Raw genomic sequence first — 13,422 nt, forward strand, 5'->3', positions numbered from 1 at the left:
TGATGGTTTGCCGCTTGTCCTTATTGTCGATGATAGCGCGTTTTGTTCGCGCACGCTCAACAATTTTCTCTGGGTTGCGTTTACCCGTTCCAATCCCTCGCATGATGTTTATGGTGTTGATAGTTTTATTGATCACAAACACTGGGGCTGCAATGGGTCGCTGATTATTGATGCGCGCCACAAGCCCCACCACGCACCCCCGCTTGTTGAGGATCCCAATATTACTAAAAAAGTAGAGGCTCTCGGGACATCGGGCGGGCCGTTGCATGGGGTTATATAGCGAATGGAGGGCAATTCTCATGATCTATCGGTATTTCACGACCGTTCTTGCGGTCTGTCTCTCCATTTATGGCGCGTGCGACGCAGGCGCTCACAAGAAGGGTGAAGGTATAAGTATTCCAGATGTCAATCTGCGTGCGGTGATTGAGGATTCTCTGAATAAGGCGAGGGGTGAGGCGATTACTGCGGCTGAGATGGCGACGTTGACGCGTCTTGAAGCACCGAATTCAAGGGTTCGCGATTTGACGGGTATTGAGTACGCGACCGAACTGACGGTGCTGAATCTCGGCGATGTATTTATAAATGGAAACCGGATCAATAGCAATGAGATTTCTGATATTTCTCCGCTTGCGGGTTTGACTAAGCTGACGGAGTTGCACATCCATCGCAATCAAATATGGGATATTTCTCCGCTGGCGAATTTAACGGCGCTGGAAATGCTGGATGTTAGTGCGAATTTTCATATTTCGAATATTTCACCGCTGTCGGGTATGACCAAGATGAGGACGCTGTATCTCTATACCAACGAGATTTCGGATCTTTCGCCGCTGTCGGGTTTGACCAATTTGAGGTGGCTGAGTTTGAGTAATAATCTGATCTGGGATATTTCTCCGCTGGCGAGTTTGACAGAATTGAGGGGGTTGGCGCTGAATATCAATGCTGTCTCGGATATTTCTCATCTGTCGGGTATGATCCATATGGAGAGGCTGAATATTTGGGATTGCGATATTGTGGATTTATCGCCTCTGGTGGAGAATGTGGGATTGCGTGGGGAAAAGGATTTTATCGATTTGAGGGATAATCCCCTGAGCGAGACATCACTGAACACGCATATTCCGGCGCTTCGGGAAAGAGGGGTCGAGGTGAGGGTGAATAACTAACCTTCTGGAGAACGGTTTCCATGATTTATCGACATTTTTTGATCATTCTTGCAGTCTGTCTCGCGGTTTATGGCGCGTGCGATGCCGGTGCTCATAAGAAGGGTGAGGGTATAACGATTCCGGATGTCAATCTGCGTGCGGTGATTGAGGATTCTTTGAACAAGGCGAAGGGTGAGGCGATTACTGCGGCTGAGATGGCGATGTTGACGCGTCTTGAAGCTCCGAATTCGAGGATTCGCGATTTGACGGGGATTGAGTACGCGACCGAGCTGACGGTGCTGAATCTCGGCTATGTATTGACGAATGGTGGTCGCGTCAATAGCAATGGTATTTCGGATCTCTCTCCGTTGTCGGGTTTGGTCAAGCTGACAGAGTTGAATCTTTTTCGCAATACAATAGCTGATCTGTCGCCGCTGTCGAATTTGACAGAACTGAGAGTACTGGATATTAGTGGGAATTCCTATATTTCGGATCTTTCTCCTCTGTCGGGTTTGACGGGGATGAGAACGCTGCATCTCTATACCAATGATGTTTCGGATCTCTCGCCGCTGTCGGGTATGACCGAGTTGAGGTGGCTGGATTTGAGTAGTAATCTGATCTGGGATCTGTCGCCGCTGGCGAGTTTGACCGAGTTGGGTGGATTGGCTGTGAATAACAATGCGGTCTCGGATCTTTCTCCTTTGTCGGGTTTGCCCAGGCTGAAAAGGGTGCATGGTCGGGATTGCGATGTTTCGGATTTATCGCCTCTGGTGGAGAATGCGGGAATGCGTGGCGAGAACAGTTTGATCGATTTGAGGGATAATCCCCTGAGCGATGTTTCGATTAATAAGCATATTCCGGTGCTTCGGGAGAGAGGGGTCCGGGTGAGGGTGGATAACTGAGGTCGCTCAGGCGCCCGGGTCTTGAAAGACGAGTTCCATGCCGTTTGTGACAGTGACCGTGATTTGCAATTTTCTCGGTTCTATCAGGTGTGCGAGGTGGGGGTGTCCGTTGATCCATACGTTGGGATAGCGACACCAGGAGGCGGGGACATCGGCGTGGAGGGTGAGCGTGCGGCAGGTAACGCGGTCACTCAGGTTGTTGAGGTGGAGGCGGTAGCGCTTTTGGGTTTTTGTGTCGGATAGTGTTTCGATTTGTGTGTGGCGTCTGGTCTGATGGTAGAAGAGTGCTTCTTCGGGTACGGCGCACCAGACGTTGTCACCGCCTTCTGTGAGGATGGTTTCAAATCTTTTTCTGAGTTGTGGATGCGAGCAGTCTTTGTTGGGGTGGATGGGTTTTTCCAACGGGCAATGGCAGTAATCGATGATCCAGCCGTTTTGCGCTTGTGCGTGGCGGATGTTGCGAAATGGGTCGTATTCGCTGAAGAATGGGGCGTAATACTGTTCGTGCAATGCCGTGCGGTTGATCCAGAAGAGGGGGGTGTTTGGACGGTTGAGGGCGTCGGTCAGGCTCATTGCGCCGAGGTAGCCGTATTTGCGACAGGCTTTGAGGACGTGGTCCGACATGTTGGAATTGTTGCCGGGCGCGCAGTAGAGATCGACGGGTGCGTCAATGGCGACTTCGAGTACGTCTTTGGCGCGGCCAATTTCCAGGTCAACCATGTCGGGCTGTATGAGTTCATGGCTATAGGAGTGATTGCCAATTCCCCAGCCCCGGGCGAGGAGGTCTTTGAGTTCGTCGGCGTTCATGTGGCGATAGCCATTGTAGCTGGAGTTGCCAAGGTCGCGCGTTTCGCCCAGTTGTCCGACGACGACTTCTACATGTCCCGGGATGCCGTATTCTTCGTGGATGGGGATTGCGAATTGGTGCAGGTCAACAAGGGCTTCGTCATAGGTGATGGAATAGACCCAGGTTTTGTTGTATTTCCAGGGGCATATTGTGAGGGCCATGTTTTTCTCCAGTATCAGGCTGAAAACGCCCGGATGAAATCTCGAAAGGTGGTGCTGTATCCGAGTTGCCACTCGAAGATGTGTGTGCCGTAACGGGTAGCCAATTTTTCGGGATAGGTGCTGGGGGTTTCCACGCCGATAGTTCCGTCGCGTATGAGGATGCATTGATATCCTCGGGCGAGCATGTCTCTGGCTCCGCCTTCTGCGCCGAGGATGCACATGTCGGTTGCAAATCCCGTGTAGATGAGGGTTGTGATGCCGCGCGTTTTGAGGTAGGTGTCGAGTGCGTCGGTGTAAAAGACGAGGGGTTCGTCTCGTATTGGGGAGACGATGGCGGCCCGTTTCATGTTTGCAAGCGGCGATTTTGTGAGGTAGTTCGGGCCGTGCGCGCGGTTTCGCATGGTTTGTGCGCGGTTTTCGGGTTCTGGTTGTGATGTTTCTTTGCGTCGGGAGGGGATGTGGGGATACTGATGCGACATCCAGTCGGTTTCGACATGGCAGACGGGCATTCCGATTTTGCGGGCGAGGTCCATGGCCGGGCGTATGACTTCGGCCATGATGCGCGCGGCTTCGGCGGTTGCTTGCGGCCAGCCCATGCCCACGCAGTAGTTGGGGTCGATTGAGGGACCATCGGGACAGCCGATGTTCCAGCAGTGCAGGCCTATGAGGGCGGTGTTTTTGACGGGTAATTCGAGGCTGATGGACTCGTAGCCGGGGGCGTCGATGGGCAGGGCGCGATAATACCGGGCGTTCAGGGAACATGTGTGTGGCATGGGGTGTTAGACTCGGTTCTGGTCGGCAATGGTGGCGACAATTTGGGCGACGAGGTCGCAGTGTTCGGGCTGGTATTTTTCGCAGAATGTGGTCCAGCGGATGAAATTGTCGAGAAAGTCCCGGGCATTGGGACAGGTGTTTGCGCCATAAGTGTAGGTGTGGGATGCCGGGGGTTTGGAGAAGGGATGGCGGTGTTTTTCGGCTTTGTCTGTTAAAAAGGGCAGTGCAGCGGGCATGAGATAGTATTTGCCGAGTCCCGCTCCGGTGAGTCCTGCTTCGGCGACTTGCTGGGCAAAGGCTTCGGCGTCACATGTAAAGGCATTGGGGTCGATGCTGAATCCGGCCATCCAGCAGGAATAGGTTTCCATGTAATCCGGTATGGATAGTGGGATGATGCCGGGGATTTCGGCGAGTTTGTCGGTGATGAGGCGAATCATGCGGTCGATATGCGCAACGTCTGGCCGGATGATTTCGAGTTGTGCAAGGGTGATGGCGGCGGTCGATTGGGTCATGCGAAGCGCGTATCCGTTTACGGCGTGTACGCGTCCCAGTCCTTCAACCATTTGCCCGCCTCTGCTTTGACCGACAAACCGAATTTGTTCGGCGAGTTCATCGTCGTCTGTAATGACACAGCCGCCGACGTCGGAGCCGAGTGTTTTTTCGGAATCGAATGAGAAGGCGGCGACGTCGCCCAGGGTGCCTGCAAGGCGGCCTTTGTACGTGCCAAATACGGCTTGACATACGTCTTCAATGACGGTCAGGCCGTGTTTTTTTGCCAGGGCGTGGATGGGGTCCATGTCGCAGATGAGGCCGGTTATATGGACGGCGAGGATGGCTCGCGTGCGGTTGGTGATACAGGGGGCTATGGTGCGGGCGCTGATGAGCGGTGTGCCGGGTTCGGTGTCGGGGAAGACCGGGATGTAGTTTTCTTTGAGCAGGCCCATGACTGTGCCGTAGTCGGTGATGGGCGATACGATGATTTCATCGCCGGGTTCGAGATTGAGCGCGGCTGCGAGTATGTTGAGGGCTGCGGTGCATCCGGGTGTGCCGATGCAGTGCTTGATGCCCATTTCTCGTTCGAAAGCGGTTTCAAAACGCCGAACCATATCGCATTGCAGGCCCGATGTGATGACTTCCTGGAGGTATGTCAGACAGTTTGGACCCATGGTGCGTGGAAAGGGTTGGGGCAGGCTGCCCGTGATTCCTTCAAATGCTTCGGCACCGTATTTTGCGCGTTTTTGTATAGACATGTTTAACCGTTGGAAAGTGCTTCAAAGGATAGCGTATCGGCCACTGATTTTATTACGGTTGCGATGCGGGCGATGTCTGCGATTTGTTGTGCGTCAATGCCCAGTTTGTTCAATTGCGATGCGTGTGCGTTGACGCAAATACCACATGCATTTACCACACTTGCCGAGAGGCTCCACGCTTCGAATAATGCGCGATCGACACCGCCGTGGGTCAACACGGCATTCATTCGCAATTTAGGTGGCTGGTTCTTTACGTCGTTGTCCCGAATGAGGTCGGTAAACTTATACCATACATTGGTCATGCTCATCATGGCAGCGGCAGATTTCACGGCTTTTATGTGTTGTTCGTCCATGACGGCCTGTGCGTCTTCGGCGATGTTCTGAATCACCTGTTCATTTTTGGATACCAGTGCTGCTGTGAGTGCCGAGCCCCAGGCCATGGCCGGGTCGAGACGCGACGCAGATATGACCGATCCCAGGTTCAATCGAATGTCCCGCGCATAGTCGGGCATTGCCGATCGCAGATTATCTATTCCCATAAAGTCTCCTGTATGAAGAAAGCGCAGAGAACGGTATTGCTCTCTGCGCTTTGTAATATAACAAAATTCTGTGCAGCTTTTAACTATTCTTCACCGCCGCCATCACCAGACGCTGAGACGCGATTCCATACCCTCTTTGCGAATACGGTTATGACGCTGGCATACAGAGCGATAGTGATCGGATCGACGATGGCGTCCAGTTTCTCGCCTGCCGCTGGGATGTTGCTCAACACATCCGCACCTGCAGCAGCACCGACCGCAAGCGCAAGGACCAGGAAGGATGTCGCATCTTCAGCGTCGAGCGCCATCCCCCCGTACACCAGGCCCAGAATCACCAGCGCGATCGACACAATATTTTCAGGAATTGCGCCGGCCGCCAAACCCTGAATAATCGCCAGAATGACGACCAGGGCAACAATAATTCTGACTACCATTTCATCCTCCCAGAATAAGTTAGTTGTGTTATGACGTAGCCGTAAAGAGCTACAAAGTGTACCACTCTATTGCGAAGTTTCCAATTTCAGGTGAACCAGCAGTCATCTTTAACCCTTGAGGTGATTTATTATTCTCTGCACGAGTATGGTTATGACGCCGGCATACAAAGCGGTGCTGATTGGATCGACGATGGCATCCAGGTGGGCACCAAGCTGTGGGATGCCGCTCAACGCATCCGCACCTGCAGCAGCGCCGACCGCAAGCGCAACGATCAGGTAGGTTGTTTCGTCATCAGCGCTGACCGCTACCACCGCGTAGGCCAGGCCCAGAATCACCAGCGCGAGGGACACAAGTCCCGCAGGGATCGCGTCGGGCGTCAGGCCCTGAATAATCGCCAGAGCGGCGATCAGGCTAACAATAATCCTGCTTGCCATATTTCTTCCTCCCAGAATAGGTTAGTGTGTCACGACCTGTGGCTACAGGTCGCTGATCCGCCAGTCATCTTTAACTCTTGATGCGGTTTACTCCCCTCTCCACGAGTATGGCTATGACACCGGCATACAGGGCGGTGGCGATCGGATCGACAATGGCGTCCAGGTGAGCGCCTACCCCTGGGATGTTGCTCAACACATCCGCACCTGCAGCAGCGCCGACCGCAATCGCAACGACCAGGTAGGCCGTCGAGTCCTCAGCATCGACCGCCACTATCGCGTAGAGTAGTCCCAGTATCACCAGTGCGAGTGGCACAAGTCCCCCAGGGATTGCGTCGGGCGCCAGGGCCTGCACAATCGCGAGGATGATGACCAGGACAATAATATTTCTGCTTGCCATTTCTACCTCCCAGAATGTGGTTGTGTCACGGTTTGCGCTATCGCGTAGCCGCAACGGTTACCGACGGAATGCTACAGAATGCACCATCCCCGTCATGAAAAAGGTGAAAACCTTTTTTTTCTTATTTGAAGATGTAGAATTTCTTATGCTATTATGTTAAAAAATGTAAATAAAGAAGCAGTGTCAAGACAATTCCCACTCGCTCGGTAAAAAAATTCGCTTATCTATCTATAAAATTTCCCGTATAAATACAAAGCGCAGAGAACAGCATTGCTCTCTGCGCTTTGTAAAGAATTGATTTTGTGTAGCGTTACATATTCTTCACCATCCCCATTGACAGACAAAAGACAATGTATTTAATAGGATTACCACTGCCTGTACTTCCGCTACAAGCGCGCCAATGGTAATGACCGGGTTGAGAGGCCTACCGCTGATTGCACCTTACCATCACAATAATTGCGAACGTTTGGGCTAATGCCAGCCCAGCCCGGTCCGCTCGTCACAGTGACATAACAGTGATAGCATCGCAATATAATTCATTTTTTTTTGAAATCAAGTTAAACTCATAGAGGTGATGAATGTTTTTTACGCTATGAGTCATCTTTGGGATCGTGATGAACCGGTGAATAGGATAAGAAATACGATGACTTGATATGTAAAAATATCAAAAATACCTTCCATACCGCTGAAAATTTGTGTAACATCGAGAAGCAGTATAAACTACATTGGATTATGAAATTAATATTGATACACGCCGAGCGAGGCGGCCCGATTTTTCTATTGCAAAATAAATTGGGTGTGCTCAGGCGCAACTTTTGATTAATGGCTATTGAAAACGTTTATGTTCTCTTTCTCTCCCAACGATTTTCTCGCCTGTAATGGCACGCGCATTGGTGCTGAGCATCTGCATGGGCGCATGCAAGTCCTGCGCGATGAGATCGAACCCGTCCTGACGAAACAGCATCCAGACCTCACGGCTGTTATTTCTCCTGTTTACGCGACGACGAATTTTCGCTCCAATCCCAATCGGCCGCGGGATCACGCGTGTCTCTATTTTGTCGATCGCAAGCTGAAGAAGAGCGCGTTTCCCCGGTTGCCCCAACTGGGTATTTATTTGCATCACAATGCCCTCGCTATTGGCTTTTACTCTGGGTGGTGGACATTTGAGGCGATGCAAAAGGCGATTGCGGATCGCAAGAAGTTTCGCGGTCTGGTGCCGCGCAAGGGGTATCGCTGTTTGGCAGGTGATATTATTGTGGCGTCACCGGGTCGTTCGGTGCCGTGGTCGCCATCCAGACTTGACGGGGTTGATCGCTCGCTGTTTGTCGGGTCGATTCTCACGCCGGATGAAGCTGCGGTGCCGACGCTTGTCGATGATATTGAGATGGTGCTGGAGGATCTCTACGCGCTGTATGCGGTGTTTACAAGGGTGAGATACCAGACTTCTAAAAGCAGTGTCGTGTATCATGTGCCCGATCCCGCAGAAGTCGGTGTTGTGCGGGATGCGCTTGTGCCTGTGGAGGCCGAGTTGTTGTGCGATCTTTACCGGTTTACGGTGCTGAAGAATTTCCAGGTTGAGGCGGGGATGTTGTTCAATCTCTATTTGTGTTTGAAGACCAAACCTTTTCTCATTCTGGCGGGGATATCCGGGACGGGGAAGAGTACTGTGATTCGGCTTTTGGCCGAGGCGGTCAATGGTCTGGATGAGGGGCGGGCGAGAGGGTATCGCCTTATTCCCGTGCGTCCGGATTGGAACGATGTGCGCGATTTGCTCGGGTTTGAAAATTTGCTTACGGGGGTGTTTCGTCCAGGGGCGTTGCTTCAGGCGATGTGCGAGGCACAGGACGATCCGAATCGTCCATATTTTGTGTGTTTGGACGAGATGAATCTCGCCCGGGTGGAGCACTATTTTGCCGATTTTTTGAGTGTTATGGAGACGGCGAGGCGCTCGCCCGATGGGGCGTGGACGACAGATCCGATTGAATTGGCGCAGGGTGGGGATGTGGTGTCAACGGATGAGATGGGAGATGTGCCTTCGCGTTTGCCCATTCCGCCCAATTTGTTTGTTGCAGGTACGGTTAATATGGATGAGACGACGTATGCGTTTAGTCCCAAGGTGCTGGACAGGGCAAATACGGTTGCTTTTGATCGCGTTGATCTGGGGTTGTCGGATTATGATCCCGAGGTGCAGATTGATTCGACGGCTCTGCGCGCCCTCGGTTCAGCACTTATTGACCGTCCCTATCGGCAGTTGGAAGATGTTCGCCACCGCGATGAGGTTGTTGCGTGGAATGAGCCGTTGGAGGAGATTAACGCGGTGCTCGCGAAGGAGGATTTGCATTTTGGCTATCGCATTCGCGATGAGGTTCTCATCTATATGGCGTATGCGCTGGATTTGATTGAGGGGCTGCCTTCAAATGCGCCGGCGTTTACGCCCCGAGATGCTTTTGATTATCAGATTTTACAAAAAATTCTCCCACGCCTGTCCGGCGCAGGAGATGAACTTGCCGGTCTGCTGGACGCGCTGATCGCTTTTTGCGATGCCACCTATCCCCGCTCAACACACAAACTCCAGCGCGTGAAACGCCGTCTTGAACTCACGGGGTTTGTCAGTTTTTGGTAGGTTCTATTGTATGACAGACCTCGGTGTTGCATTGAGGCGCGTTACGACGATGCGCTCTCGGTCGATCAATGTACCTACCTGGTCGCTCAATGTGTCGGTCCAATACGGGTCTTCATAGACGGCTTTGTAGAGTTGCTCTCTTTGTTCTTCGCTCTCAAATCGGCGAATCCACACGTAGAGGTCTTCTTCTTCTTCGCCGACAAAGCTGCCTATGACGACCATGCCTTTTGATATTTGAAATGGGATGATTTCACTTTCCATAAATGCAACCCATTCTTCGCGTTTTCCCGGTTGGGTGCGATATTGACGTAGTTCAAAGAACATGTTTTTCTCCTTTGTGAGTGTTGTGAGGGGAATAATGAGACGATTTATTCCAAAGTAAAAAAAGATGTGGTTTCGCTTTGCTCAAATCTCAAAATTGCATCGTGATGTGTGCGAAGAAGAGATAAAATTGTGTTCGTTGAACAATTGCCTAAGCGAAGCCAAATGACTTTGGGCGGATGACCATATAGAAAGCTTTTTTGGTGAAAGTCCGAGTCTTTGGAAACAATGACATAGCCGTTTTGGGCTGCATAATCCCAAATATCCGAGTCATCCGCTTCTTCCATGCCTATATCTCGGATGTGTGAAGAATTCGGATACAGGTCCTTCAAGTCTGTAACCAATCTGTAAGAGAGGTTTTGATCGAAGAGAAATCTCATGTCGAAGAAACAGACATAAGTCTGCGCTCTCGGTCTGCAGCAAATGCCAGGCAGGCGCGGATGTCTTCTCGTGTAAGTTCGGGAAAATCGCTCAATATTTCTTCAACAGACATGTCTGAGGCAAGATAGTCAAGTACGTCATAAACGGTGATCCGCATGCCGCGAATACACGGTTTTCCACTGCGTTTGCCCGGTTCAATGGTGATGATGTCTTGATAGTCCATTGTCTTCCTTTTTTTGAGACGATTTAAATCTGTTCATACCACCGCACATTGCCCGTTGACATGCCGCTTGCGGCGATGTCCAATTTGCCGTTGCCGCTGAGATCTGCGATTGCCATTTGCCCCATGCCAATGCGGTTGTCAATTTGTTCAATGTGCCAGGTGTCTGTTTCTAAATTTTCTGGGCGATAGATGTTGAGGGCTGTGCCGGGTCCGTTGTATCCGGCGATGACTTCCAGTGCGTTGTCGCTGTCTATGTCGCCACACCAGAGCGAATGTCCGCGGTTGAGTTTGTCGCTGATCAGATGCCGTTCCCAGGCGTCTGCTCGGATGTCGCCGGTGGCTTTGTACCAGACGAGTTCATTGCCGTGCCAGGGTTCGATAGAGAGTATTTCATTGATGCCATCGCCATCCATATCTACGGCAAAGGTTTCACTGCTTTCGCGGGGGCTTATGGTCCATCGGTTCCATTTTTCCTCGAATCCATCCCCTTTGGGCGGTTCAAACCAGATCAGGCCGTCACGCGTGCCGAGCAGTAAGTCCAGGCGGCCATCGCCATCTACGTCGCATACGCTCAGGCCGTGGTTGAGTCTCAATTGCCCGTCGATTAACCGCTTTTCCCACGGTTCATTTACCGGGTCTTGTGGTATGCGGTAACACCACAGTTCCCCCGGCGCATCAAAGTCGTTGATCTGGCTTCCCGGTCCTTGCAGTGTTGCGACAAATAGCAGGGGTTGATTGTTGACATCTACCATTGCAATGCGGTGTGAATAGGGTACCCAGTCGATGAAGTGCTGTGTCCAGATGTCGCTTTCTTCAGATGCTTGAAACCAGTGCAGATATTCCGGCGGTATCCGCTGTCTTCGTCCAAATCCGCTGCTCGCAATGACGTCTTTGCGACCGTTGCTCGTGATGTCGAATACCGATAGTGAGATGGTGCCGGGGTGCGCTTCTGATATGATTTGTTTTTCAAAATGGGGTCCTTCGTACAGGGCGATCATCGAGGTTCCCATAGAACCGGCTACGATGTCCAGGTATCCGTTGTTTGTGACATCGGCGACTGTCATGCCATAGGCGCTGCGGATGTTGTCGTCTATTTCGTGAATTATGAACATTTGTTTTCCTATTTTGACGGTTCTCCTTATCGGTCGTGGTTCAATATACCGCGTGTTCAGGGTAAAATCAAATGTAGATCGCCGAATTCGTGCCACAAATAATTTTTGTTGAGTGCGGCTTCATAGGTCAGTTTGAGGTGATCTAATCCCGCCAATGCCTGGAGCATGGATAGATGTGTGGCACTCGGTTCGTGCATTCCGGTGAGTAAGCTATCTACGGTCTGCATGGTGTGACCGGGTGAGATTATCAGGGATGTCCATCCTTCGCCCTGAGAGACTTGTCCGGTTTTGTCGGCGACGGTTTCGAGTGCGCGCACGACTGTTGTGCCAACGGCGATGATTCGTCCGCCGTTTTTTCGCGCGTTGTTGATTGTCCGCGCTGTTTCGGCTGGTACGCGGTAGTATTCCTCATAAGGCGGTTCATCGGCTTCCAGGCTCGCCACGCCGGTGTGCAAGATCAGGGGGGCAATTTGTATGCCTTTTGCGACTAATTTTGTGATGATTTTGGGTGTGAATGCTCTGCCTGCTGATGGCATTTCAGCGCTGCCTACTTCTGTTGCATATACGGTTTGATAATAGTCGATAGGCCAGTCGTTTTGCACATAGCCATACCGGATGGGCATGCCGTATATGTCCAGGTAGGTGTCCAGGTCATAGGGCAGGTTCAGGGTTGCTACCCACAGGCGAACAGAAGCGTCGGGGTTGTGCCGCAGTTCGGGGCGATAGGGGGCGTGTAGTTGTGCTGATCCACTACCGGGTAATGTGAAGATTTCGCCTGCCTGTGCGTGGTAAAACGGTTGCGTTGCGATACCGTTGGGTTGACGTATTTCAACTGCCCACATGTCGGCGGGCAGTTGCGTTGATAGATGCAGTCTGAGTTCTGTTCCATCGGGCCTAATGATGGGCAGAGATGCTTTGCGCGTGCCACTGGTGTTGATGACGACGACGTCGCCCGCATGTAATACGTCGGGCAGGTCGCGAAATGCGATGTGTTCTATCGCATCATTTTTTTGCCAGGAGACCATCAACCGAACCTGGTCCCGGCTGAGTCCGCGCGCTTCGGGCGGTTCGCCCGCTTCCAGGTTGGATGGCAGGTCGAATATTAGAGAGTCCAGTTTTGAGTCCATCATTGTGATGGGGAGTACTGTGTTGGGTATTATGGACATGAGATGTCTCCTTTCTATTTTGCGAGGGTGGTGAGTAGTTCGCGTGCGGCATAGCGTCCACTGGGATAATTGCCGTTCAGGAGTTCGATGAATCCCGGTACACTCGTTTCCGGCAAGGGGCGGTCACTGATGTCTTCAAAGGGGAATGCTTCTCGGTGCATTTGCGTTCGCATGTCGCCGGGATCTACCCAGTAGATGCGCCAGTCGGGGCGTTCTGCTGCGAGTACGTTTGAGAGTTGTTCAAGCGCGGCTTTCGAAGAGCCGTATCCGCCCCAGCCGGGGTACGGCTCGCGAGCAGCGTCGCTGGTGATGTTGATTACGCGGGCGCCTGATTTTAAGGTGTGTTGGAGTGCCTGGAGCACACCCAGGGGCGCGATTGTGTTGGCGCGATAGACGTCTGCCAATATATCGAGGGGGTAGTCGAGCAGTTCGGGCTGGGGACTCGGTCCCAATATGCCCGCGTTGTTGATTACGGCGTCGAGGTCCCCTATTTCTTTTGCTGCGTGCGCCAGTGCTTTCCGGTGTTGGGGGTCTGTTACGTCTCCGGCGATGGCGGTGACTTCGGTCCATTTGGCCAGTTCTTTGCGCGCGTGTTCGAGTGCGTCTGCGCCTCTTGCGTTGATGATCAGTCGCCAGTTTTGCTGTGCGAGTTCGCGCGCGAGAGCGAGACCCAGTCCGCGAGATGCGCCGGTGATGAGAGCTGTTTGTGTGGACATGT

Annotated in this window: 17 protein-coding genes; 4 read left to right on the forward strand and 13 right to left on the reverse strand. The window is 52.2% G+C overall.

Going from position 1 to position 13,422, the window contains the following annotated elements; translation table 11 throughout:
• From OXH16_12735 to OXH16_12745, 3 genes are all read left to right on the forward strand, one after another.
• A partial coding sequence (locus tag OXH16_12735) for a 3-octaprenyl-4-hydroxybenzoate carboxy-lyase (GenBank protein ID MCY3682261.1) occupies positions 1 to 280 on the forward strand: 280 nt, incomplete at its 5' end.
• A gap of 19 nt (positions 281 to 299) precedes the next feature.
• On the forward strand, positions 300 to 1,160 hold the full coding sequence (locus OXH16_12740; GenBank protein ID MCY3682262.1) for a leucine-rich repeat domain-containing protein: 861 nt from the start codon (positions 300 to 302) through the stop codon (positions 1,158 to 1,160).
• A 20-nt stretch (positions 1,161 to 1,180) separates the two neighbouring features.
• Positions 1,181 to 2,041, forward strand: a complete 861-nt coding sequence (locus tag OXH16_12745) for a leucine-rich repeat domain-containing protein (GenBank protein MCY3682263.1) — start codon at positions 1,181 to 1,183, stop codon at positions 2,039 to 2,041.
• A gap of 6 nt (positions 2,042 to 2,047) precedes the next feature.
• On the opposite strand, the gene OXH16_12750 is transcribed toward OXH16_12745, so the two are convergent.
• From OXH16_12750 to OXH16_12780, 7 genes are all read right to left on the reverse strand, one after another.
• On the reverse strand, positions 2,048 to 3,049 hold the full coding sequence (locus OXH16_12750; protein ID MCY3682264.1) for a polysaccharide deacetylase family protein: 1,002 nt from the start codon (positions 3,047 to 3,049) through the stop codon (positions 2,048 to 2,050).
• A 14-nt stretch (positions 3,050 to 3,063) separates the two neighbouring features.
• A complete protein-coding gene (locus OXH16_12755) occupies positions 3,064 to 3,822 on the reverse strand; it encodes a cysteine hydrolase family protein (GenBank protein MCY3682265.1) in 759 nt (252 codons plus the stop codon).
• 6 nt (positions 3,823 to 3,828) lie between these two features.
• Positions 3,829 to 5,073, reverse strand: a complete 1,245-nt coding sequence (locus OXH16_12760) for a DegT/DnrJ/EryC1/StrS family aminotransferase (protein MCY3682266.1) — start codon at positions 5,071 to 5,073, stop codon at positions 3,829 to 3,831.
• Between the two features lie 2 nt (positions 5,074 to 5,075).
• A complete protein-coding gene (locus OXH16_12765) occupies positions 5,076 to 5,612 on the reverse strand; it encodes a carboxymuconolactone decarboxylase family protein (GenBank protein ID MCY3682267.1) in 537 nt (178 codons plus the stop codon).
• Between the two features lie 83 nt (positions 5,613 to 5,695).
• Positions 5,696 to 6,046: a hypothetical protein gene (locus tag OXH16_12770; GenBank protein ID MCY3682268.1), complete on the reverse strand. Its 351-nt coding sequence runs from the start codon at positions 6,044 to 6,046 to the stop codon at positions 5,696 to 5,698.
• A gap of 108 nt (positions 6,047 to 6,154) precedes the next feature.
• Complete coding sequence (locus OXH16_12775; protein ID MCY3682269.1) at positions 6,155 to 6,481, reverse strand: hypothetical protein; 327 nt, start codon at positions 6,479 to 6,481, stop codon at positions 6,155 to 6,157.
• A 70-nt stretch (positions 6,482 to 6,551) separates the two neighbouring features.
• The gene (locus OXH16_12780) at positions 6,552 to 6,878 is read right to left on the reverse strand and encodes a hypothetical protein (protein MCY3682270.1); all 327 of its coding nucleotides are present in this window, start codon (positions 6,876 to 6,878) and stop codon (positions 6,552 to 6,554) included.
• An 841-nt stretch (positions 6,879 to 7,719) separates the two neighbouring features.
• Here OXH16_12780 and OXH16_12785 point away from each other — a divergent pair.
• The gene (locus OXH16_12785) at positions 7,720 to 9,501 is read left to right on the forward strand and encodes an AAA family ATPase (GenBank protein ID MCY3682271.1); all 1,782 of its coding nucleotides are present in this window, start codon (positions 7,720 to 7,722) and stop codon (positions 9,499 to 9,501) included.
• 3 nt (positions 9,502 to 9,504) lie between these two features.
• Here OXH16_12785 and OXH16_12790 read toward each other — a convergent pair whose 3' ends face one another.
• Genes OXH16_12790 through OXH16_12815 form a run of 6 tightly spaced genes read right to left on the reverse strand, consistent with a single transcriptional unit; the run spans position 9,505 to position 13,420 of the window.
• Positions 9,505 to 9,825, reverse strand: coding sequence for an NIPSNAP family protein (locus OXH16_12790; protein MCY3682272.1), 321 nt, complete (start codon positions 9,823 to 9,825; stop codon positions 9,505 to 9,507).
• Between the two features lie 44 nt (positions 9,826 to 9,869).
• Complete coding sequence (locus OXH16_12795; protein MCY3682273.1) at positions 9,870 to 10,202, reverse strand: DUF5615 family PIN-like protein; 333 nt, start codon at positions 10,200 to 10,202, stop codon at positions 9,870 to 9,872.
• Positions 10,199 to 10,426 carry a DUF433 domain-containing protein gene (locus tag OXH16_12800; protein MCY3682274.1) on the reverse strand — a complete coding sequence of 76 codons (228 nt, stop codon included), beginning with the start codon at positions 10,424 to 10,426 and terminating at the stop codon, positions 10,199 to 10,201. Before OXH16_12800 ends, OXH16_12795 begins: the two co-directional genes overlap by 4 nt.
• Before the next feature lie 23 nt (positions 10,427 to 10,449).
• Complete coding sequence (locus tag OXH16_12805; protein MCY3682275.1) at positions 10,450 to 11,538, reverse strand: VCBS repeat-containing protein; 1,089 nt, start codon at positions 11,536 to 11,538, stop codon at positions 10,450 to 10,452.
• 56 nt (positions 11,539 to 11,594) lie between these two features.
• The gene (locus OXH16_12810; GenBank protein ID MCY3682276.1) at positions 11,595 to 12,704 is read right to left on the reverse strand and encodes an S-adenosylmethionine:tRNA ribosyltransferase-isomerase; all 1,110 of its coding nucleotides are present in this window, start codon (positions 12,702 to 12,704) and stop codon (positions 11,595 to 11,597) included.
• A gap of 14 nt (positions 12,705 to 12,718) precedes the next feature.
• Complete coding sequence (locus OXH16_12815; GenBank protein MCY3682277.1) at positions 12,719 to 13,420, reverse strand: SDR family NAD(P)-dependent oxidoreductase; 702 nt, start codon at positions 13,418 to 13,420, stop codon at positions 12,719 to 12,721.
• Between the last annotated feature and the right edge of the window lie 2 nt (positions 13,421 to 13,422).

This window comes from Gemmatimonadota bacterium (assembly GCA_026705765.1).
Taxonomy (GTDB): domain Bacteria; phylum Latescibacterota; class UBA2968; order UBA2968; family UBA2968; genus VXRD01.

Bases quoted from the DNA above. Each gene is read 5' to 3' on its own strand.
- OXH16_12770 (MCY3682268.1), bottom strand. From the start codon at position 6,046: ATGGTAGTCAGAATTATTGTTGCCCTGGTCGTCATTCTGGCGATTATT.
- OXH16_12800 (MCY3682274.1), bottom strand. From the start codon at position 10,426: ATGGACTATCAAGACATCATCACCATTGAACCGGGCAAACGCAGTGGA.
- OXH16_12795 (MCY3682273.1), bottom strand. From the start codon at position 10,202: ATGAGATTTCTCTTCGATCAAAACCTCTCTTACAGATTGGTTACAGAC.
- OXH16_12815 (MCY3682277.1), bottom strand. From the start codon at position 13,420: ATGTCCACACAAACAGCTCTCATCACCGGCGCATCTCGCGGACTGGGT.
- OXH16_12810 (MCY3682276.1), bottom strand. From the start codon at position 12,704: ATGTCCATAATACCCAACACAGTACTCCCCATCACAATGATGGACTCA.
- OXH16_12745 (MCY3682263.1), top strand. From the start codon at position 1,181: ATGATTTATCGACATTTTTTGATCATTCTTGCAGTCTGTCTCGCGGTT.
- OXH16_12740 (MCY3682262.1), top strand. From the start codon at position 300: ATGATCTATCGGTATTTCACGACCGTTCTTGCGGTCTGTCTCTCCATT.
- OXH16_12805 (MCY3682275.1), bottom strand. From the start codon at position 11,538: ATGTTCATAATTCACGAAATAGACGACAACATCCGCAGCGCCTATGGC.
- OXH16_12785 (MCY3682271.1), top strand. From the start codon at position 7,720: ATGTTCTCTTTCTCTCCCAACGATTTTCTCGCCTGTAATGGCACGCGC.
- OXH16_12790 (MCY3682272.1), bottom strand. From the start codon at position 9,825: ATGTTCTTTGAACTACGTCAATATCGCACCCAACCGGGAAAACGCGAA.
- OXH16_12750 (MCY3682264.1), bottom strand. From the start codon at position 3,049: ATGGCCCTCACAATATGCCCCTGGAAATACAACAAAACCTGGGTCTAT.
- OXH16_12760 (MCY3682266.1), bottom strand. From the start codon at position 5,073: ATGTCTATACAAAAACGCGCAAAATACGGTGCCGAAGCATTTGAAGGA.
- OXH16_12775 (MCY3682269.1), bottom strand. From the start codon at position 6,481: ATGGCAAGCAGGATTATTGTTAGCCTGATCGCCGCTCTGGCGATTATT.
- OXH16_12765 (MCY3682267.1), bottom strand. From the start codon at position 5,612: ATGGGAATAGATAATCTGCGATCGGCAATGCCCGACTATGCGCGGGAC.
- OXH16_12755 (MCY3682265.1), bottom strand. From the start codon at position 3,822: ATGCCACACACATGTTCCCTGAACGCCCGGTATTATCGCGCCCTGCCC.
- OXH16_12780 (MCY3682270.1), bottom strand. From the start codon at position 6,878: ATGGCAAGCAGAAATATTATTGTCCTGGTCATCATCCTCGCGATTGTG.